This window comes from Campylobacter sp. (assembly GCF_052170435.1).
Taxonomy (GTDB): Bacteria; Campylobacterota; Campylobacteria; order Campylobacterales; family Campylobacteraceae; genus Campylobacter_A.
The window spans coordinates 1-19894 of sequence record NZ_JBQNAN010000002.1 but is presented as its reverse complement, the minus strand read 5'-3'; the positions used below and the strand labels follow the sequence as shown (position 1 = coordinate 19894).

At 46.5% G+C, this 19894-nt stretch carries 22 protein-coding genes and 1 tRNA gene; 21 read left to right on the top strand and 2 right to left on the bottom strand.

Annotation, left to right across the window (positions count from 1 at the left end):
* Positions 1–123 precede the first annotated feature (123 nt).
* The 18 genes from moaA to ACTTJF_RS01475 all read left to right on the top strand — a co-directional run bounded on the left by moaA (position 124) and on the right by ACTTJF_RS01475 (position 13723).
* Entirely contained in the window at positions 124–1092 is a 969-nt protein-coding gene (gene moaA, locus ACTTJF_RS01560) for a GTP 3',8-cyclase MoaA (RefSeq protein ID WP_442550461.1), read from the top strand.
* A gap of 206 nt (positions 1093–1298) precedes the next feature.
* A complete protein-coding gene (locus tag ACTTJF_RS01555; protein ID WP_442550460.1) occupies positions 1299–2063 on the top strand; it encodes a 7-carboxy-7-deazaguanine synthase QueE in 765 nt (254 codons plus the stop codon).
* 71 nt (positions 2064–2134) lie between these two features.
* Positions 2135–2716 carry a 6-pyruvoyl trahydropterin synthase family protein gene (locus ACTTJF_RS01550; RefSeq protein WP_442550459.1) on the top strand — a complete coding sequence of 194 codons (582 nt, stop codon included), beginning with the start codon at positions 2135–2137 and terminating at the stop codon, positions 2714–2716.
* Positions 2717–2721: 5 nt separating this feature from the next.
* On the top strand, positions 2722–2904 hold the full coding sequence (locus tag ACTTJF_RS01545) for a hypothetical protein (RefSeq protein WP_122872841.1): 183 nt from the start codon (positions 2722–2724) through the stop codon (positions 2902–2904).
* A complete protein-coding gene (locus tag ACTTJF_RS01540; RefSeq protein ID WP_442550458.1) occupies positions 2901–3314 on the top strand; it encodes a hypothetical protein in 414 nt (137 codons plus the stop codon). The genes ACTTJF_RS01545 and ACTTJF_RS01540 overlap by 4 nt, the downstream gene beginning before the upstream one ends.
* Positions 3311–3967: a 16S rRNA (uracil(1498)-N(3))-methyltransferase gene (locus ACTTJF_RS01535; RefSeq protein WP_442550457.1), complete on the top strand. Its 657-nt coding sequence runs from the start codon at positions 3311–3313 to the stop codon at positions 3965–3967. The genes ACTTJF_RS01540 and ACTTJF_RS01535 overlap by 4 nt, the downstream gene beginning before the upstream one ends.
* An 83-nt stretch (positions 3968–4050) precedes the next feature.
* A complete protein-coding gene (rpmE, locus tag ACTTJF_RS01530) occupies positions 4051–4251 on the top strand; it encodes a 50S ribosomal protein L31 (protein ID WP_002947184.1) in 201 nt (66 codons plus the stop codon).
* A gap of 4 nt (positions 4252–4255) precedes the next feature.
* Positions 4256–5068, top strand: a complete 813-nt coding sequence (gene rsmI / locus ACTTJF_RS01525; protein WP_442550456.1) for a 16S rRNA (cytidine(1402)-2'-O)-methyltransferase — start codon at positions 4256–4258, stop codon at positions 5066–5068.
* A gap of 81 nt (positions 5069–5149) precedes the next feature.
* On the top strand, positions 5150–5830 hold the full coding sequence (gene rlmB, locus ACTTJF_RS01520; protein WP_442550455.1) for a 23S rRNA (guanosine(2251)-2'-O)-methyltransferase RlmB: 681 nt from the start codon (positions 5150–5152) through the stop codon (positions 5828–5830).
* Complete coding sequence (locus ACTTJF_RS01515; protein ID WP_442550454.1) at positions 5823–6836, top strand: phosphatidylglycerophosphate synthase; 1014 nt, start codon at positions 5823–5825, stop codon at positions 6834–6836. The genes rlmB and ACTTJF_RS01515 overlap by 8 nt, the downstream gene beginning before the upstream one ends.
* Entirely contained in the window at positions 6830–7627 is a 798-nt protein-coding gene (locus tag ACTTJF_RS01510) for a hypothetical protein (protein ID WP_442550453.1), read from the top strand. Before ACTTJF_RS01515 ends, ACTTJF_RS01510 begins: the two co-directional genes overlap by 7 nt.
* A gap of 10 nt (positions 7628–7637) precedes the next feature.
* Positions 7638–8846 carry an LL-diaminopimelate aminotransferase gene (locus tag ACTTJF_RS01505; protein ID WP_442550452.1) on the top strand — a complete coding sequence of 403 codons (1209 nt, stop codon included), beginning with the start codon at positions 7638–7640 and terminating at the stop codon, positions 8844–8846.
* Positions 8843–10105, top strand: coding sequence for a homoserine dehydrogenase (locus tag ACTTJF_RS01500; protein ID WP_442550451.1), 1263 nt, complete (start codon positions 8843–8845; stop codon positions 10103–10105). Before ACTTJF_RS01505 ends, ACTTJF_RS01500 begins: the two co-directional genes overlap by 4 nt.
* Positions 10106–10108: 3 nt before the next feature.
* A complete protein-coding gene (locus tag ACTTJF_RS01495; RefSeq protein ID WP_314991081.1) occupies positions 10109–10447 on the top strand; it encodes a YraN family protein in 339 nt (112 codons plus the stop codon).
* A gap of 70 nt (positions 10448–10517) precedes the next feature.
* Positions 10518–10832: a thioredoxin gene (gene trxA, locus ACTTJF_RS01490; protein WP_009495082.1), complete on the top strand. Its 315-nt coding sequence runs from the start codon at positions 10518–10520 to the stop codon at positions 10830–10832.
* Positions 10832–11281, top strand: coding sequence for a hypothetical protein (locus ACTTJF_RS01485; RefSeq protein WP_298086619.1), 450 nt, complete (start codon positions 10832–10834; stop codon positions 11279–11281). Before trxA ends, ACTTJF_RS01485 begins: the two co-directional genes overlap by 1 nt.
* Positions 11282–11291: 10 nt before the next feature.
* Positions 11292–12230 carry an NAD(P)/FAD-dependent oxidoreductase gene (locus tag ACTTJF_RS01480; protein WP_442550450.1) on the top strand — a complete coding sequence of 313 codons (939 nt, stop codon included), beginning with the start codon at positions 11292–11294 and terminating at the stop codon, positions 12228–12230.
* Between the two features lie 191 nt (positions 12231–12421).
* Positions 12422–13723: an ankyrin repeat domain-containing protein gene (locus ACTTJF_RS01475; protein WP_442550449.1), complete on the top strand. Its 1302-nt coding sequence runs from the start codon at positions 12422–12424 to the stop codon at positions 13721–13723.
* A 175-nt stretch (positions 13724–13898) separates the two neighbouring features.
* Here the strand turns inward: ACTTJF_RS01475 and ACTTJF_RS01470 are convergent, their stop codons facing one another.
* Entirely contained in the window at positions 13899–16742 is a 2844-nt protein-coding gene (locus ACTTJF_RS01470) for a M16 family metallopeptidase (protein ID WP_442550448.1), read from the bottom strand.
* Positions 16743–16884: 142 nt separating this feature from the next.
* On the opposite strand from ACTTJF_RS01470, the gene dapB reads away from it, so the two are divergent.
* The 3 genes from dapB (at position 16885) to ACTTJF_RS01455 (ending at position 19646) form a co-directional block, all read left to right on the top strand.
* Complete coding sequence (gene dapB / locus ACTTJF_RS01465; RefSeq protein ID WP_442550447.1) at positions 16885–17652, top strand: 4-hydroxy-tetrahydrodipicolinate reductase; 768 nt, start codon at positions 16885–16887, stop codon at positions 17650–17652.
* A gap of 308 nt (positions 17653–17960) precedes the next feature.
* Positions 17961–19298 (top strand): amidophosphoribosyltransferase, encoded by a 1338-nt coding sequence (gene purF, locus ACTTJF_RS01460; RefSeq protein WP_442550446.1) that lies wholly within the window; start codon positions 17961–17963, stop codon positions 19296–19298.
* Positions 19299–19569: 271 nt separating this feature from the next.
* Positions 19570–19646 (top strand) — tRNA-Met (locus ACTTJF_RS01455).
* Between the two features lie 12 nt (positions 19647–19658).
* On the opposite strand, the gene ACTTJF_RS01450 is transcribed toward ACTTJF_RS01455, so the two are convergent.
* Positions 19659–19894 (bottom strand): hypothetical protein (locus ACTTJF_RS01450; RefSeq protein ID WP_442550445.1); only part of this gene is annotated, 236 nt, incomplete at its 5' end.

Here is a 19894-nt window from a genome sequence, read left to right as displayed (position 1 = left end):
AAATATAAAAAAATAACATTATTTTCATACGTGAATTTTAAAAAAATTTAAAGCTTAACTTCCTATAATGCCTTTTAACCAAATCAAAATTAAATGGTTTTGATAAAATTGAAGGGCGGAAAAATGTTAATAGACGGGCACGGACGGACGGTTGATTATCTGCGTATTTCGGTCACGCAAAGATGCAACTTTAGATGCAAATACTGCATGCCTAAAACTCCGTTTAGCTGGGAACCTAGAGAAAATTTACTGAGCTTTGAGGAGCTGTTTTTATTTGTCAAAGTCTGCCTGGACGAAGGCGTAAAAAAGATCCGTATCACGGGCGGCGAACCGCTACTGCGCAAGGACTTGGACAAATTTATCGCGATGATAAACGAGCACAGTCCCGATGTCGATCTAGCCATCACGACAAACGGCTTTATGCTCAAACACTACGCAAAAGCCCTAAAAAACGCGGGCTTAAAGCGCATAAATATGTCGCTTGATAGCTTAAAAACCGAAAAAGCTAAATTTCTCGCGCAAAAAAGCGTCCTGCACGAGGTTTTAGCGGGTCTTGACGCTGCGCTTGAAGCCGGGCTAAAAGTCAAGCTAAACACCGTCGCACTAAGAGGCGTAAACGACGACGAGATCGTCTCTTTGCTAGAGTTTGCGCGCTCTATGGGTTGTCAAATTCGCTTTATCGAATATATGGAAAACATCCACGCCAATGACGAGCTAAAAGGCATGAAATCGGCTGAAATTTTAGATGTTATCGCAAAAAAATATCGCTTTGAAGCAGCCGAAAAGATCCCGACAGGACCGGCTAGCATCTACAAGCTAGAGGACGGCTATACCTTCGGCATCATCGACCCGCACAAACACGACTTTTGCGAGAGCTGCAACCGCATACGCCTCACGGCCGAGGGGCATCTCATCCCGTGCCTATACTTCGAGGATGCGATGAGCATAAAAGACGCCGTAAGAAAGGGCGATATCGCGGGAGCTAGCGAGATCTTGCGCCAAGTGTTGCAGAACAAACCCAAAGAAAACAAATGGGCGATCGGCGCTCAAAACGAGACCTCAAGCCGCGCCTTTTACCAAACGGGCGGCTGAAATTAGGGCTAAATTTACGTCAAATTTGGCGTGGATTTAGCCTGCTTTTTATTAAATTTAACCGCGCTTTATTTTTATATTTTTATCCGTAAATTTACCGCCGTTTTTCTAACAAAACCCGCTCAAATTTGACGTAAAATCCGCCTAACTCCATAAAACTACCCTTTAAATTTTGCTATAATCGACCAAAATTTAAAAGGCGAAATTTGAGTTTAAACCTAGTCGAGAGTTTTCTAAGCATCCAAGGCGAAGGCGCAAGCAGCGGCTGTCTGGCGATTTTCTTGCGGTTTGCGGGCTGCAACCTAAACTGCGCCGGCTTTGGAGTGCGCGCCGTCTCGCCCAAAACCGGCGAAACGCTAGTGGGCTGCGACACGATCCGCGCGGTTTTTACGGGGCATTTTTCGTATCAAAAAATCTCGCGCTCGGACGAACTCATAAAAATAACACAAAGCTTGAGCGCAAATTTGCGCCAAAAGCCTATCATCGTAATCACCGGCGGCGAGCCGCTACTACATTACAAAAACCAAATTTTGCTAGATTTTTTGGATTTTGCGACTAGCGAGGGATACGAGCCGCATTTTGAAACAAACGGCACTATCGAGGTGGATTTTGCTAAATTTGAGATTTATAAAAGATGCCGTTTCGCCGTCAGCGTCAAGCTCGAAAATAGCGGCGAGAGCGAGGCTAGACGTATCAACGCTAGCGCTCTAAAAGCGATAAAGCCAAACGCTGCTGGCAGTTTTTATAAATTCGTCCTTGACAAAAAGAGCGTAGAGGACGGCTCGGCGATAGCGCAAATTTCGCGCATTTTAGAGATTTGCGACGCGGAAGTCTTTTGTATGCCGCAAGGTTATGATAAAATAAGCCTTGAGCAAAACGCCCTATCCGTCGCGCAGTTTGCGATCAAGCACGGTTTTAACTACTCCGATCGCCTGCATATCAGGCTTTGGGGCGCAAAAGAAGGGGTTTAAAGCGTAAATTTAGGCGGCGTTACCCGTATCTTTACGGCGCGAAACGGTAAAATTTAATAAACGGAGCTAAGATGATAATAAGAAAAATGTTTAAATTTGAAAACGCTCACATCGTTAGATTTTGTAGCTCAAAACGCTGCAAAACCAGTATCCACGGGCACTCTTACAGGGCTGAAATTTTACTCGAGTCAAATTTTCTCGATAATGCGGGCATGGTGTATGATTTTGGCCTGATGAAGCGCGACATCGGCTGCATCATCGATAGTTTTGATCACTGCACGACGATATTTAGCGGCGACGGAGCCGAGTACAAAAACGACCTCAAAAAGCACTCCGCGCGCTGGGTCGAGATCCCACTAAATCCCTCCGCAGAGCAGTTTTGTAGGATATTTTTCGTGATGATCGATAGGCTTTTAAAAACCACGCAGATGCAAAACGGCGAGCGCGAGGTGAAGCTTCACAGCGTCATCGTCCACGAGACCGACACGGGCTACGCGCAGTGCTTCAGAGAGGATGCGTATAACGCCAAAATGGGCGAGGTAAATTTGAACGAGATCGTCTTTTCCGAGGGTGTGAGAGCCGAGTGGGAGGACGCGGAGCTGTTTGAGAAGATCAAGCTAGGCAAAAAAATAGTAAATCCAAAGGAGGTCTAGCGCAAATGAGGAAAATTTTTGCGATTTTGACGCTAGCGGCGCTGTTTTTTAGCGGCTGCGAGGAGAAAAAGGAGCCCGCATCACTGGATCTTGGAGGCACGGTGCCTAGCGACGTACCCATCGCGCAAAGCGACGCAAACGTAAGTATCGACGAAAATATGCCGCCAGAGCCGGTGCCCGAAAAATGAAATTTAACGAGCATCTCTCAGAGCTCTACGAGCTAGCGCGCTCCATTCACATCGGGCTTGCCTTTACGCTTTTGGCGTTAGTCGCGGCGCACTTTTGCCTGATAAATTTCGGCATAAACTCGCCAGCCTACACTAAACGCATCAGGCTGTTTTTGCCTGCCTACTACGCTTTTTTGGCCGCAATGATGCTTACGGGGCTACTTTTGATGAGTGTTTTTTACTTTTATCCGAGCCTCAAAGCTCTTGTTATGATCGCGGCTTGGGCGTTACTTATCGGACTTGGGGCGATGGAGTTTAAGCGGCTAAAAACGGCGATGAAAACTAAAAATTTCGCCGATTTCAGAGCCAAAATGCGCCTAAAAATCGTGACCGATTTTGTTTTGATACTAATTGCAAGCGGGGTGAGATGAAATTTTTATATTCAAAAGAGGCAAAAAACGAGCAAATTAGGCTTGAGGGCGAGGCATTTTTACACCTAAAGGCGCGGCGCGCTAAGGTAGGCGAGCGCATCGACGTGCGAAATTTGACCGACGGACAAAACCACATCTATGAGATCGTAAATTTAGACAAAAGGGGCGCGGAGCTAAATTTGATATTTTCGCACGACGTGGAAGCGCGAAATAGCGATCTAACGCTAGCTTGGGCCGTCGTCGATCCAAAAACGATCGAAAAAACGCTGCCCGGCCTAAACGAAATGGGCGTAGCTAAAATCGTCTTTTTTTACGGCGAATTTTCGCAAAAAAACTTTAAGCTCGATTTTTCGCGCCTAGAGCGCATTTTGATAAGCTCGTGCGAGCAGTGCGGACGAAACGATTTGATGAAATTTGAAATTTATAAAAGCCTGGACGAGCTAATCAAATTTTACTCAAACGTCGCTCTTGTCGACTTTGATGGCGAAAATCTAGACGGCTATGCGGGCAAAGAAATTTTAGCGATCGGGCCCGAGGGGGGATTTAGCGGAAGCGAGCGAGAGGCGGTCGCAAAAAAATACGGACTAAGAGCAAAAAATATTTTGCGCTCGCAAACGGCGATTTTAGGCATAGCGGCTAAAATTTTAATTTAAATTTGATTTTTTACGAAGTTTTTTGTATAATCTCGCCTTACTTTAAATGAAAATTAAAAAATCAGACGATAAAAGGACAAAAAATGAAAAAAGAAATTCATCCGGAATTTGTTGAGTGCAAAGTAACTTGCGCTTGCGGCAACACCTTCACTACGAAGTCAAACAAAAACGAGATCAGAGTGGATATCTGCTCGGAGTGCCATCCGTTTTTCACGGGCAGCGAAAAGATCGTAGATAGCGCGGGCCGCGTCGATAAATTTAAGAAAAAATATAACTTAAAATAATCCTTTGCTATATTTCGTTCCTACGCCGATAGGAAATTTAAGCGATATCTCGCTTCGCGCTTTGAGCGTTTTGCGCGAATGCGAGATACTCTTTTGCGAAGATACCAGAGTCGCAAAATCCCTCATAAATCTGCTAAATACGCGTTTTGACGCAAATATAAATATCCAAAAATTTATCCCGCTACACACGCACAACGAAAATGAAATTTTATCCAAAATCGAGCTTGAGATTTTTGATAAAAACGTCGCGTTTTTAAGCGACGCGGGCATGCCAGGCATCAGCGACCCTGGAGCCGCGCTCGTAAATTTCGCTATAAAAAACGACATCGTATACGAAGTGCTAAGCGGATCAAACGCCGCGCTCTTAGCCGTCGTCGCAAGCGGCCTTTGCGAAAAAGAATTTTGCTTTCTAGGATTTTTGCCAAACAACGGCAAAGAGCGAGCCGCAGCGGTGCAAAATGCGCTAAATTCGCCGTTTCCGGCAGTCATCTACGAAAGCCCAAAACGTATACTTTCGCTTATTTTAGACTTTGCCAAGCTTGAGCCGGATAGAGAAATTTTTGCCGTAAAAGAAGCTACGAAAAAATTTGAAACCAAATTTAGAGCCACGGCAAGCGAGTTGGCAAAAAAACTGCAAAATGCAAATTTAAGCGGCGAGTGGTGCGTCGTCGTGCACAAAAATCCAAATTTTACCTCAGAAAAAATCACTCAAAAAGATATTTTAGAGCTTGAAATTTCGCCCAAAGCCAAGGCCAAACTCCTAGCCAAAATCACCGGCAGAAATGCCAAAGAAATTTACTCAGAGCTCACTCGCTAAAACCCAATTGCGCGCTTAAACAAGCGACGAATTTATCCGAAATTTAGCTAAATTTTACCGATTTTTAGCTATTATCAGGCGATGATAATATACGGAAAACAGCTATTTTTGCACATCATAAAAAACTATAAAAAAAGCGTCAAAACGGTCTATCTCGCCAAGGAGTGCGACAAGGCGCTATTTTCGCAGATCGTAGGCGTCGGTGCGCCGATAAAACGCGTGGATAATCAAAAAGCTCAAGCTCTCGCGCACGGCGGCAATCACCAAGGTTTTTTAGCCGAGGTCGAAGAGTTTGAGTTTAAGAGTATCGACGAGATAAAAAAACAAAATTTTATAGCGATTTTATACGGACTTAGCGACGTCGGGAACATCGGCGCCATCGTCCGAACGGCGCATGCTTTGGGTTGCGGCGGAGTCGTAATAGTAGCTAAAAATTTAGCGATGGAAGGCGTGTTGCGGGCTAGTAGCGGAGCGGCATACGAGGCAAATATCGCACTCGTAGAAGACGGTCTTAGCCTGCTAAACGAACTGAAACAAGTCGGTTTTAAAATTTACGCCACGGCGAGCGGCGGCAAAAACGCCCATGAGGTCAAATTTGATCAAAAAGTCGCGCTCGTGATGGGCAGCGAGGGCGAAGGCTTGCATAAAAAAGTCCTTGCCAAAAGCGACGAAATAGTAGGAATAAAAATGAAAAACGACTGGGACAGCCTAAACGTCTCGGCTGCGTTTGCCATACTTTGCGATAGGATTATAAATGAATGATATAAGTTTGATAAAAGAGTTGGGACTAAACGAAGTTTCGAGAAGAACTCATATAGAGGCCGAGCACCTAGGATACATCGCTGATAAAAATTTTGAAAAATTGGTACGTTTAAACGTTAAAGGCTTCATTAAAATTTTAGAGCGCGAGCTAAATATCGACTTTTCGCAATGGATGAGCGAGTATGAGGCGTTTATGTCCGAGCGCAATCAAAAGAACGAACACAAAAGCATATCCGTATCGCCTAAGATATCCGCATACACCGCGGACGGCGGGCACTCTAATACAGGCGTGAAACTTCTTATATTAGCGCTCATTATAGCAGTTGCCGGCGTAATATACGTACTTAACGAAGGTAATTACCTTAGCAATGTTTTAAACATTTTCGAAGATAAGAACAAAAGCGTTACCTACACTGGAGCCGTCGCCGTCCAACAAGCGGCCAAAAGCCTAAACGAAGCAAAACAAGAGAGTAAAAACGCTACAAACGACGAAAATCTATACGCCATAAAAAATCTCGAACCTATTTTACCTACCGAAGAAAATGCATCCGTAGCCGTTATCGTACCTGAAGTAAATTTGAGCGCAAGTAGCGACAAAAACGAAACCACGCAAACAAATAAAGAAGAAAATATCACGCAAAATCAAGAGCAAAATACATCAAGCGATGCTTCTAAAGAGATAAAGCAAGCAAGAGACGATAAAATTTGGTACCTAGCGGCAAGTACCAAGGAGATAAAAATCGTACCGCGCAAAAAAACGTGGCTGGGCGTTATAAATTTGGACGAAAATAAAAAGCGCTCCGTAGATACGACAAATAGCTTCACGATCGAAATAGGCAAAAAGCAGCTCGCAGTAACCGGGCATGGCAATATAAACCTCGAAATAGACGGACAAACGATCAAATTTGGCGACGATAGGCCAAAAAGATTTTTAATAGAAAAAGACAAGGTTTCACTGCTCACATACGACGAATTCGTAGCTCTAAACAAGGGCAAATCGTGGTAAAAAAGCTCCTACTTTTAGCCGTTAGCGCGGCCCTTTGCCTTGCTGGTAGCGTGGTGGATATAGCAGGCGGCCTGCTCGGTCAAAATAGCGCAAAAGCGACTCAGCTCTTTGGCGACGGTTCGGCGTATCTAAACGCAAGCGGCAAACCCGATATCGCTAAAATTTCAAACGTTTTAAAGTCAAATTCGCTCCTGCGTCTATCCTACAAACAAAACGTCAAGGTAAATATCAAATTTATCTCGCGCCAAAACAACCCGCTACTTATCATGAAAATCGCCAAAGACGCTCTAAACGGACTAGGCTACAACAATATCTTAACGAGCGAATTTTCTAACGCCGGCGGCGTGCTTTGGGGCGTGACGATCGACACCAAATTTATCCCAGATCCAGGCTCGCTCTACGCCGCGCTTAAAGAAAGCGGCACCGAGATAACCGACATCAACAAACCCGGCGAGCTATCCTACGAGTACGTTATCGACGCGTCAAAATCCTCTATAAATCAAACTCCGGTACAGTTTTCGCAAGAAGTCCAGCTCTCAAAGCCGCTTGAGCCCTATCTCATCGACATTAGCGGCGCAAAAAGCGCGGTCATAAGCGCTAGCGCAGAGGATCGTTGGTCTGCCGTCGTGAGAATTTTGGATAAAAATTTAAATTTGCTTGACGAAAAGCAAACTAGCAAGCCCGTAAATAGCCTAAAAGTCTCACTCCCTCAAAATGCAAAATACATAATGATCGACGATGCGGTTAGCCTAGAAAATATCAAACGGGGACTCAAAATTTACCTAGAATAAGGAGAAATTCATGTTTGACGAGATTAGATTTAATACGATAGAACGACTTCCAAACTACGTATTTGCCGAGGTAAACGCCATAAAAATGGCCGCGCGCCGAGCGGGCGAAGATATCATCGACTTTTCGATGGGAAACCCGGAGGGTCGCACGCCTCAGCACATCGTCGATAAACTCTGCGAAAGCGCGCAAAAAGACAAAACTCACGGCTACTCGGCGAGCGCAGGCATCTACAAACTTCGCCTAGCCATCTGCAACTGGTATAAGCGCAAATACGGCGTAAATTTGGACCCAGACACCGAGGCCGTCGCCGTTATGGGCAGCAAAGAGGGCTTTGTGCACCTAGCTCAGGCCGTGATAAACCCGGGCGACGTAGCCGTAGTGCCGGATCCTGCATATCCGATCCACACGCAGGCGTTTTTGTTCGCGGGCGGTAGCGTGGCGAAGATGCCGCTAAAATACAACGACAAATTTGAGCTTGACGAAAATAAATTTTTCGAAGACCTGCTTCATACTATCCGCTCAAGCTCGCCGAAACCTAAATACGTCGTCGTAAATTTCCCGCACAATCCTACGACCGTAACCGTGCAAAAGAGCTTCTACGAGCGATTAGTCGCGATGAGTAAACAAGAGCGTTTTTACGTGATCTCCGACATCGCCTACGCGGACCTTACTTTTGACGGCTACAAGACGCCGAGCATATTTGAAGTAGAAGGCGCAAAAGACGTCGCCGTCGAGTGCTACACGCTATCAAAAAGCTACAATATGGCCGGCTGGCGCGTCGGATTTTTATGCGGAAACAAGCGACTTTGCGCCGCGCTTAAAAAGATAAAATCATGGGTCGATTACGGCATGTTTACCCCGATCCAAGTCTCAGCAACCGTCGCGCTAGACGGCGATCAAAGCTGCGTCGAGGACATCCGCCAAATTTACGAAAAACGCCGCGACGTGATGCTAGAAGCCTTTGCAAGCGCCGGCTGGGAAATGCATAAGCCAAGCGCTAGTATGTTTATCTGGGCGAAAATCCCGCCGCAAGTAGGAAACATCGGCAGCCTCGAGTTTTCAAAGCAGCTACTAACCAAAGCAAGCGTCGCGGTGAGTCCCGGTATCGGCTTTGGCGAGGGCGGAAACGACTACGTGCGCCTTGCTCTTATAGAGAACGAAAACCGTATCCGCCAAGCGGCGAGAAACGTCAAAAAATATCTGAAAGAATTTGCATGAATATAGCCATTTTAGGCGTCGGCACGGTCGGAGAAGCCGTAGCTAAAATTTTACTCCAAAACAAAAAACTAATCGCGGCAAGATGCGGCGAGGAGATAGTTCCGGTTATCGGCGTCGTTAGAAATTTAAGCAAAAAAAGAGACGTCGCCATCCCTCTCACGGACGATATAGATAGCGTCCTAGAGCGTGAGGATATCGACGTTTTCGTCGAACTTATGGGCGGCGTAGAGGAGCCGTTTAGGATCGTTAGTAAAATTTTAGAGCGTAAAAAAGCCGTCGTAACGGCAAACAAAGCGCTACTAGCCTATCACCGTTACGCCTTGCAAAATTTGGCGCAAAACACGCCGTTTGGTTTTGAAGCTAGCGTCGCGGGCGGCATACCTATCATCAGAGCTCTTCGCGAGGGTCTTAGCGCCAACCACATCCTAAGCATCAACGGGATTTTAAACGGCACGAGCAACTACATCTTAACCTCAATGATGAGCAAGGGTTCAAATTTCGCGGACGCGCTAAAAAAAGCGCAAGAGCTAGGATACGCCGAGGCCGATCCAACCTTTGACGTCGGAGGCTTTGATGCGGCGCATAAGCTACTGATCCTAGCTAGCATCGCATACGGCGTGCACGGCAACCCCGAAGACATCCTGATAGAAGGCATCGAAGGCATAACGCCCGAGGATATATTTTTCGCCAACGACTTCGAGTACGTCATCAAACTACTCGCCATCGCCAAAAAAACCGGCGACAAGGTCGAGCTGCGCGTACATCCGGCGCTAGTGCCCAAAGATAAAATGATAGCTAAAACAGACGGCGTGACAAACGCCGTGAGCGTAGTGGGCGACGCGGTCGGAGAGACGATGTTTTACGGTCCGGGTGCTGGCGGTCCGGCGACTGCAAGCTCGGTCATCAGCGATCTGATCGACATCGCTAGAGACGGCAAATCTCCGATGTTAGGCTACAAAGCGCCGTTTGAGATAAATGCGCTGGGACTCCTAGATCCGAGCGAAATTTGCACGAAGTATTATTTTAGGCTTAGAGTCGAGGACAAGGTCGGCGTACTGGCTAAAATCACGAATTTAATGAGCGAAAACAATCTCTCTATCGATAGCCTACTACAAAAACCAAAGGACGAAAGTCCGTATGCGACGCTATTTTTTACGACGCACACGAGCGTAGAAAAGGACGTGAGGCGCACTATGGAAATTTTGCAAGAGCAAGAGTTCGTAAAAGAAAAGCCTTTTATGATGAGGATAGAAGAGTAAAATTTGGGGCTTAGAGCGTATCTTTTCGGCAAAAGTTCGGAGGAATTGGCTTGCGAGTTTTTGCTAAAAAACGGCTGCGAGATACTCGCTAGAAATTTTAGTTCCAAATTCGGCGAGATCGACGTCATCGCTAAAAAAGACGGCGTTTTGCGCTTCGTCGAAATCAAAGCTACGCAAGGCGACTACGAGGCGGAGTACCGTCTCACGCCCGCTAAATTTAATAAAATTTTAAAAACTATCGACTTTTATCTGCTACAAAACGGTGCAAATGCCGATTTTCAGGTCGATTTGATCGCGATAAAAAAGAGCGAGATAAAGTGGATAGAAAATATTAGTTTGTAAAAATTCTTATTTAGCTAAAATTTAAATACTTTCGTGTATAATTACAACTATCTTTAAAAAGGAGAATAAAATGGGAAAATACGTAGAACTAACGACTGCGAATTTCGACGTCGCTAAAGAGGGCGTCGCGCTAGTAGATTTTTGGGCGCCTTGGTGCGGACCTTGCCGCATGCTTGCTCCGGTCATCGACGAGCTAGCCGAGGAGTTTGAGGGCAAAGCTAAAATTTGCAAAGTAAACACCGACGAGGTGCAAGACCTAGCCGTAGAATTCGGCATCCGCTCGATCCCTACGCTTCTATTTTTCAAAAACGGCGAAGTCGTAGAGCAAATGGTCGGCGCACAATCAAAACAAGCCATAGCCGATAAGATAAATTCGCTTCTTTAATGGTTTTTAGACGAGGAGGAAGCCTGCTTCCTCTCACCTCCGTTTTTGCGTCTTTTATCGGTGCAGCGCTGGTAGCAGGCGTATTTGCTTACAATAATTACAGATTTTCGCAGTATAAATTCGTAAATTTTAACGAGCTGGTTTTTTATGAGCAGGCTCAAATTTTCGCGCCGCAAGACGACAAATTTTTACTCGTGGTTTTTAGCTCCAACCAATCAAACTGGAGAGAAATTTTAAAAACTTCGAATAAGGATTTAAAAATCGTAGCCGTGGACTTGCTCCAAAAACGCGCGCCAAGCGAGGGAAATATAAATTTCGTCGCTTCGGATATAAATACGATTTTAAAGCTGATGCACGTCCTAAATATCACGGCTTTGCCAGCTAGCGTGGAGCTAAAGGCGCAAAAGGGCGGCATTTATAAACAAGATTCGAAAATAAATAAAATTTAAAGGAAAAAATATGTTAGATTTAGCGATCATCGGAGGCGGTCCTGCCGGACTTAGCGCGGGACTTTACGCCACCAGAGGCGGATTAAAAAACGTCGTAATGTTTGAAAAAGGAATGCCCGGCGGCCAGATTACGAGCAGCTCCGAGATAGAAAACTATCCGGGCCAAAAAGCGCCGGGCGAGAGCGGCATCGACTTCATGAGCACGTGGGTCGCGCAGTGCACGCATTTTGGCCTAAAGCACGAGATGGCGGGCGTTGAGCGCGTGGTAAAAAATTCAGGCGGTAGCTTCACGGTCAAGCTTGAAGGCGGCAAAGAAGAGCAGGCCAAAGCAGTTATCGTAGCCACAGGCTCCACTCCGCGCCGCGCGGGCTTTGCGGGCGAGGACGAGTTTTTCGGCAGAGGCGTGAGCACCTGCGCGACTTGCGACGGATTTTTCTATAAAAACAAAGAAGTAGCTGTCCTAGGCGGCGGCGACACGGCGATCGAGGAGGCGCTATATCTAGCCAACATCTGCTCGCGCGTCTACGTCATCCACCGCAGAGACGAGTTTCGCGCCGCTCCCGTCACGCTGCAAAAGGCTCGCGCTAACGCCAAAATCGAGTTTATCACGAGCGCTACGATCAAGCAAGCTTACGGCGACAAAGCGGGCCTTGCCGGCCTAATCATAAATACGAAAGAGGGCGAGCGCGATCTAAAAGTGCCGGGCGTTTTCGTATTCGTCGGACTTAACGTAAACAACGACGTCCTTCGCCAAGAAAACGGCGAGTTCTTGTGCGATATGGAGGCAGGCGGCCAAGTGAGTGTCGATCTAAAAATGCAAACTAGCGTGCCTGGACTATTTGCCGCAGGCGACATCAGAAAAGACGCGCCAAAACAAGTCATCGTGGCCGCAGGAGACGGCGCAGTAGCGGCCCTTAGCGCGCTTAGCTACATCGAGAGCCTGCACTAAGATTTCTCAAATTTAGCCGAGTTTTTCGGCTAAATTTTTTCTTTTACTTCAAATTTTTCCCAAATTTATCGAATTTAGCCGAATTTGCCTTGATTTATTTTCCCCGCATTTTCCAAATTTCCCATCCAAATTTCACTCAAATTTAACCGCCCTTTGGCTAATATTTCGCAAATTTGACTTAAGGCATAAATTTGAACAAACTCGCACTTAGCTTCACCGCTCTTTGCCTCATCGTTTTCGTAAATTTTATTTACGAAAAACTATCCGGCCCCACCCGCTTCGTCGTTACCGCCGATACTAAGATAATCCCGGGTTCGGAGCTAAGCAAATACGTAACGCAAGAAGAAGTGGACGATTTTGCTTTTAGATACTGGGATATAGATAAGCAGATAAAGGACGACGCATTTGCTGAAAATTTCCGCAAGCTTTTAAAATCAAAGCAAACGGATCAAATTTTAAAATTTATGCAAGATAATAACATTAGCGTAGACTCTCCACTAATAGACGGCGTTACTCCTTTGATGTACGCTAGCTTTTACGACGACGAAGTCACGGCAAAAAGGCTTATAGATATGGGCGCAAACGCTCACGCGAAAGATAACTACAAACTCTCGCCCCTAGCCTACGCTATAGAAAACAACTCTACAAAGACTGCTAAGCTGCTGCTTGATAGTGGGGTTAAATTTGACGAAGTAAAGGCGGTACAGTACTACATAGATCCTCCGTTTTATAACAACATCAAAAAGCTTATTATAGACGGAGACGACGTAAAGATAATATTCGAAGACAACTATCAAGTTAACAAGGAATCAAAAGATGCGGACGAACCTATGGGATATATAGTAAGTCATAGCTACGTAGAAATGGCAGAGCTTGCTCTTGCTAGCGGATATAAACCGAAATTTCGAAATAGACCATCCTCGTTTCCCGGTCTAAGAGACGGTAGTTCGCCTTTTAAGTACTCGTATTATGCCGTGCTAGATACTATACCAAACTACGAACCCATGCTAGAGCTTCTTTTAAAATACGACGTCGTAGGGCAGCCCACTAAAGAGGAGCTAAAGAAGGCGTATGAGGAGTGCTATAAAAAGCGCAAGGGATTAATTGATTATAAAGAAAACTATATCTATAAAATGAATCAAGGCAGAGACGAAGAGGCCGAAGAAAAGATACAAAGGACCAATAATAAATACAAATATGCTCCTTATTCGTTACTATATGAAGACGGCCTTTTACAATACAAACCAAAGCCGATAGACCCGAAAAAGATAGAAGAATTTGACAAAGAAATAAATTTCTATAATCCGCATTGCCCTGATCAAAATGCTACGTTTAAAGACATTAGGGCTTTTATCAAATGGGCAAATGAAATGGAAAAGCAAGACGGGATCAAGAGCGCCATAGGTAGAGCCGAAAGTGGTATGGCTCAGGTGATTTACATAGATAGCAACTCTAGTAAATCAGACTCAAACTCAAATTTACAAAGCAAATAGATAAAAGGAGATAAAATGTCAGGGGAAATTTGAGTTAAATTTGAGCGAGTTTAACTCAAATTTCGTTTGGCGAGGGTTAAATTTAGCTTCAAATTTAACAGCTCCCAGCCGAATCTAAAGCCAAATTTTACTCGTCGCCCGGGTAGCAAATCAAATTTGCCGCCGAGGCTTAAATTTACTTCGCCGAGGCGGGATTATTCACGCTTATCACGACGTTTTTCTCGTCCAGATAGAGCTTCGCCGCGTCTTTCACGTCCTGCTCGGTGAGCGCATTTACCGCGTTTTCGTACTCGTCAAGGCTTAAAATCTCATCGCCAAAAACCAGCTCGCGCATGAGCGCGCGCGTCCAAAACTCGCCCTGAACGTAGGATTGGCGCATCTTTACGAGCGCAGATTTTTTGAAATTTTGCAGATAGCGTTTGACGTCCGCGCCGCCTTTTAGCTCGGCGACGTTTGATTTTATCTCGCCCAGCACGGCGTTTACGTTATCAGGCGCAGCCGTAAAACCAAAATGCGCGGTGAAGCTTTCGTACGGATATTTTGCGAGATTCATATGCACGCCCAGGCCGTAGACCTGCCCGCGGTCCTCGCGCACGTCCTCGCGTAGCATCATCGAAAGCACCGCAGATAGGGCATTTACGCGTAGTAACTCCGGGCGCGAATACTTCACGTTTTCATTTTTCATTATCATCGCGGCGTCGCTTCGCTGCGTGGTTTGGTAGTTTCGTTTAAACTCCCGCTCGTCCGCGATCGTCCTCACGCCGTCATCTACGAAGCTTTCACGCTGTGCGCGTGCGGGTAAATTTGCCAGATATTTTTGCAAAAGCGGCTCGGCCGCAGTCAAATTTAGATCGCCGACCACGATAAAATCATACGAAGCCGCGTTGGTAAATTTCTCTTTCACTATCTTTTTTACGTCGTTCATCTGCAGCTCGTTTATGTCCGCGGCCTCGAGCGGGTTCGTTCGCGGGTTGTTTTCGTAGAAAAATCTCGCAAATTCGTCGCGAAATTTACGCTCGGGCAGATTTTTGGTTTTTTCCAGCTTTTCAAGCTCGTTTATTTTCGTCTTTTTTAGCGCATTTTCGTCAAATCTAGGCTCGCTAAACTCCAAAAATAGCGCGCGCAAAAGCCACTCAAAGTCCGCACTAGCCGAGCTTGCGCTGTATCCTTGCGAAAGCTGATCGATAAATTTGCTATAGCTTAGCTGCTTGCCGCTTAGGATTTTAGCCAGATCGTAGTTGCTAAACTCCCCCGCCCCACTCTCGTTTGAGACCTCTACTGCTAGCGCGCCCTGCTTTGGTTTTGGCAAATTCGACGTACCGCCGCGACTAACCGCGCTTAGCCAGACGACGTCTTTTTTGGTTTTTATCTCCTTAAATGCCACGCGCGCGCCGTTTGGCAGCTCGTAAATATAAAAATCAAGCTTCTCGTTATGCTTTTTGGAGACGAAATTTTTAGGATTTAGCGCGCCGTAGTCGAAAAGCTCGCTCTTTGCCTGCTTTGCGGCTAGCGTATCGTATGGCTTTGCCTCCGCCCAAATTTGATCAAATTTAGCCTCGTTTAGCTTCGCCCCTTTGGCGCTAATTACGTTTAGATTTTTTGCGTCGATGGCCAGTATCCGCCTAAATTCGGCGTTTACGTCCTCAAGGCTAATGTCCTCAAGCAGCGCCAAAGTAAGGTCGCGCAAGTCCTTGTCGCCTAGCAGCACGCCGCCGATCCTAGTCGTCTCCTCGATATTTGCCGCGACCGCGCTCGAGCGCTTGTTGCCCGCTTGCAGATAGGCGTTTTTAGCCGAGTTTATAAAATCTTTTTTCGCGCTTTCAAAGTCAGCCCGGCTAAAGCCGAATTTTTCTACGCCCTTTAAAACGCTCGCCAGATCGCTAAGCGCGCCGCTAAAATCATCCTCGACGGCGTTTATCTCAAAGGCGTAAAGCACGTTTTGGTCTTCGATTATCGGCGAGTAAAATCGCCCGCGCAGGGCTAAATTTCGCTGCTCGTATATCATGGCGACTAGGTCTGAGATGTAGTTTACGAGCAAATTTTGCCTGAGCCTTTGGATCTCGCCGTCAAATTTGTACTTTTGCGCGAAGATCAAATTTAGCGAGTTTAGCCCGATCTCTGCCGAGTCGTAGTTATTTACGCTAAAGCCGCTTTTTATAGGGATAGTTTTACCCGGGCTCGCATAGTCGTTCGTGTTTTTAGCCGAGCTAAAGCTTTGCCTTATCATCTCCTCGATGCGCTTTTTATCAAAGTCTCCGACCGCGATAAATTTCATAAATCTAGGCTGATACGTCCTGTCATAAAAGCCCTTTATAGTCGCTACGTCGACGTTTTTTACGATATTCATATCGCCGATGGGCGACCTTTTGGCGTAGATGCTATCGCCGTAAAGCTCGGGCACGCGGTTTTTGATGTAAAATCTATACGCGGGCGTGTTTCTGGCGCGCTCCTCCTCGACGATGATGCCGCGCTCTTTATCTAGCTCTGCCGCATCAAAGCTCACGCCGTCGATCCAGTCGCGAAAAACGCGAAAAACGTCCTTTAAATTTTGCTCGTTTACGTGGATTTCTAGCAGATAGCTAGTCTGATCGTAGCTAGTCTGCGCGTTTAGATCCGCGCCAAATGCCACTCCGAGGCTCTCTAGCTTTTTAACCAGCTCGTTTTTGTTAAACTCGCGGCTGCCGTTAAACGCCATGTGCTCGGTAAAGTGCGCAAGCCCAAGCTCGTTTTCGCGCTCATCGGTCGAGCCGATGTTTACGACTAGGTAAAAATATGCCGAATTTGTGGGCTGCTTGTTCTCTTTGACGTAGTATTTTAGGCCGTTGGCTAGCTCGCCGCTCGATATAGCGGGGTCTTGGGTCAAATTTAGCTTTTGCGCGTTTTTATCTTTTGCCGTCAAATTTAACGCGCTCAAATTTGCGTCCGCCTGCCGCGTTTTGGCAGCCTGCGCTATCGGCGCTTGTTTAGCAAAAACGCTCGCCGCAAAAACGGCTAGAAATAAAAATAAAATTTTCCTCATCGTCGTCCTTTAAATTTAAAAAGCCGATTATATAGCGCGATTTTTAATATTTTTGCCCGCGCGCGGCGAAGACGGCGGCCGTGCTAAATTTATTTTTTATAAAATTTATGCTAAATTTAGCCCAAATTTTAAAGGATAAATTTTGGTAAAAATAGGAATCCACGGCGCAAGCGGCAAAATGGGACGTATGATCATCGAGTGCCTAAAAAACGAGCCAAACGCAAAGCTTAGCGCGGCTTATACGATAGAGCCGCTTGATTTTGCGTTGCCTGATGGCGTCATCCTCACGGATAAATTTGACGAGCTTTTTGCAAACTGCGACGTCGTTATCGACTTTACGATCAAAGAGGGCGCGATAAACCTGCTAAACTACGCCCGCACCGACCCAAAACCGCTAGTCATCGGTACGACGGGTCTTGGCGAGGACGGCGCGAACCTGCTAAAGTTAGCAAGCGCGGCGATGCCGATACTTTATGCTACCAACATGAGCCTTGGCGTCGCGGTTTTAAACCGATTGACGGCGCTTGCGTCAAAGGCTTTGCGCGAATTTGACGCCGAGATCGTCGAGCAGCACCACAGACACAAAAAAGACGCTCCAAGCGGCACTGCGCTAACGCTTGGCGAGCGCGTAGCGGCGGCTAGAGGGCTAAATCTAAAAGACGTTTTGGTGACCGGTAGAGACGGGCTAGTCGGAGCTCGCAGCAAGGACGAGATCGCGATCCTAGCCGTGCGAGGCGGCGATGTCGTGGGCAGGCATACGGTCGGATTTTACAACGACAGCGAGTTTATCGAGCTAAATCACACCGCAACTAGCCGCGCGACCTTTGCCAAAGGCGCGATAAAGGCGGCTATTTGGGTTGCAGGACAGCAAAGCGGGTTGTACGGGATAGATGATTGCCTAGGGCTATGATAGGCGGCTTGGCTTTTTCTACTTACTTTGCGTTGAAATTTAATTTTCAAGCTCGGCAACCCGCACGGTTAGCCTACGCTTAAAAATTAAATTTCGCCTTAATTAAGCGAAAAATCCTGCGCCTTATCATTTTGCGTTCAAATTTTTGATAATTAAATTTTAGCATGAGAGGCAAAGTATCGCGAGATGATTTTTGAGGTTGCGCAGAAATTTTCGTCCAAGACTAGACATGTAGTCTGTCGCAGGGCGAAAATTTCAAGCTCCGCAAAAAGCACTCGCGAGACGAGCCTAAAAAAGGAAAAATTAAAATGTGTGCGATAGTTGGAGTAATAAATTCTAAAGACGCTGCGCGAACGGCATACTACGCGCTATTTGCGATGCAACACCGAGGCCAGGAAGCAAGCGGCATCAGCGCATGCGACGAGGGGCACATCGAAACCGTCAAGGGTCGCGGGCTCGTGACGGAGGTCTTTAATAAAAAGAGCTTTGAGACGCTAAAAGGCGATATGGCGATCGGACATAACCGCTACGCCACCGCAGGCAAAAGCTCCGCCGCCGATGCCCAGCCAATCGCGGCAAACTACGCGCTAGGCTCGATCTCGGTCGTGCACAACGGCAACCTCGTAAACAAAGACGAAGTCCGCGAGGCGCTGATCGCCGAGGGCGCGATATTTCAGAGCAACATGGATACCGAAAACATCGTCCATCTCATCGCTAGAAGCCACAGCGAACACCTACAAGACCGCATTGTCTCGGCGCTAAAGCAGATCAAAGGCGCCTACTGCCTACTCATCCAGTCGCGCCATAAAATTTTCGCCATCCGCGACCGCTGGGGCGTGAGACCGCTCTCGCTAGGACGCCTAAAAGAAGGCGGCTACATCGTAGCTAGTGAGACTTGCGCGTTTGATTTGGTGGGAGCGACCTTCGTCCGCGACGTGGAGCCCGGCGAGATGCTGGTTTTTGAACAGGGCAAAAGCGAGTTTGAGAGCGTGCGCCTTTTTGAAGCCGAGCCTAGGGTTTGCGCGTTTGAGTATATTTATTTCGCGCGCCCCGATAGCGTCATCGAGGGCAAAAGCGTCTACGAAGTACGCAAAAAAATGGGCGAAACGCTAGCCAAAAAAAGCAAAATCAACGCGGACTTCGTCGTGCCGGTACCAGATAGCGGCACGCCGGCGGCGCTAGGCTACTCAAACGCCAGCGGGATACCGTTTGAGCTAGCTATCGTGCGCAACCACTACGTTGGCCGCACTTTCATCGAACCGACGCAAGAGATGCGCAACCTCAAGGTCAAACTCAAACTAAACCCGATGGCGAGCCTGCTCAAAGGCAAAAGCGTGGTCGTCGTGGATGATAGCATCGTGCGCGGCACGACCTCTAAAAAAATCGTCGAGCTGCTACGTCACGCGGGCGCGAGAGAAATACACTTTAAGGTCGCTTGCCCCGAGCTAAAATACCCCGAGCGCTACGGCATCGACACTCCGAGCTTCGAGGAACTCATCAGCGCAAACAAAACGCCCGAAGAGGTGTGTGAATATATCGGCGCGGACAGCCTCGAGTTTTTGGACGTGAACGAGCTAGTTAGCAGCATCGGTAGCGAGCGCAAGTACTCGCTGGTTAGCTTTGACGGGGATTATTTTATCAAGTAAAATTGGCCTTTGCCGTTTCAAATTTGACATATTTTGGCGAATTTGAACTCGCCAAATTTGAGCAGCAAAACCCGCACCTTGAAAATTCGAATTTTTGTTTTTGGCACTTTTGCCTCAAATTTGGATTTTTGTTGATTTAAATTTGACAAATTTGTGCCCGAAAATCGCAAATTTAAATTTGAAAATTTGACTTTTGGGCGCCCTACTGCGCAAAAATGAAAATATTTTATCAATATATAAGCAAACGTTGAATATAATTGCGAACTTTAACGTCACGGTAGCTCAGCTGGTTAGAGCGCTGGTCTCATAAGCCGGAGGTCGGGAGTTCAAGTCTCCCCCGTGACACCATAAATGCCCTATTTATCGGTATTTAAACCGCCTCTTTTGCAGTTTCCCTTTCTTTGAATTTTTTCTTAAACTATGGTACACTTTTGATAAAAAGTGGTACAGTTTTTTAAAACCTGCTATTTTACAAAAACATTCATATAAAATTGCTTTTGTTTTTCTTTGTTGCATTTTTAGTGGTACATTTAGTATGGGAGAGGTATTGAGGTATTGAGGTATTGAGGTATTGAGGTATTGAGGTATTGAGGTAT

Excerpts from the sequence above, each read along its gene's own strand:
- moaA (WP_442550461.1), top strand. The coding sequence starts at position 124 with ATGTTAATAGACGGGCACGGACGGACGGTTGATTATCTGCGTATTTCG.
- ACTTJF_RS01535 (WP_442550457.1), top strand. The coding sequence starts at position 3,311 with ATGAAATTTTTATATTCAAAAGAGGCAAAAAACGAGCAAATTAGGCTT.
- rpmE (WP_002947184.1), top strand. The coding sequence starts at position 4,051 with ATGAAAAAAGAAATTCATCCGGAATTTGTTGAGTGCAAAGTAACTTGC.
- ACTTJF_RS01480 (WP_442550450.1), top strand. The coding sequence starts at position 11,292 with ATGTTAGATTTAGCGATCATCGGAGGCGGTCCTGCCGGACTTAGCGCG.
- ACTTJF_RS01550 (WP_442550459.1), top strand. The coding sequence starts at position 2,135 with ATGATAATAAGAAAAATGTTTAAATTTGAAAACGCTCACATCGTTAGA.
- ACTTJF_RS01515 (WP_442550454.1), top strand. The coding sequence starts at position 5,823 with ATGAATGATATAAGTTTGATAAAAGAGTTGGGACTAAACGAAGTTTCG.
- ACTTJF_RS01470 (WP_442550448.1), bottom strand. The coding sequence starts at position 16,742 with ATGAGGAAAATTTTATTTTTATTTCTAGCCGTTTTTGCGGCGAGCGTT.
- ACTTJF_RS01545 (WP_122872841.1), top strand. The coding sequence starts at position 2,722 with ATGAGGAAAATTTTTGCGATTTTGACGCTAGCGGCGCTGTTTTTTAGC.
- ACTTJF_RS01485 (WP_298086619.1), top strand. The coding sequence starts at position 10,832 with ATGGTTTTTAGACGAGGAGGAAGCCTGCTTCCTCTCACCTCCGTTTTT.
- trxA (WP_009495082.1), top strand. The coding sequence starts at position 10,518 with ATGGGAAAATACGTAGAACTAACGACTGCGAATTTCGACGTCGCTAAA.
- ACTTJF_RS01540 (WP_442550458.1), top strand. The coding sequence starts at position 2,901 with ATGAAATTTAACGAGCATCTCTCAGAGCTCTACGAGCTAGCGCGCTCC.
- purF (WP_442550446.1), top strand. The coding sequence starts at position 17,961 with ATGTGTGCGATAGTTGGAGTAATAAATTCTAAAGACGCTGCGCGAACG.
- ACTTJF_RS01505 (WP_442550452.1), top strand. The coding sequence starts at position 7,638 with ATGTTTGACGAGATTAGATTTAATACGATAGAACGACTTCCAAACTAC.
- ACTTJF_RS01500 (WP_442550451.1), top strand. The coding sequence starts at position 8,843 with ATGAATATAGCCATTTTAGGCGTCGGCACGGTCGGAGAAGCCGTAGCT.
- rlmB (WP_442550455.1), top strand. The coding sequence starts at position 5,150 with ATGATAATATACGGAAAACAGCTATTTTTGCACATCATAAAAAACTAT.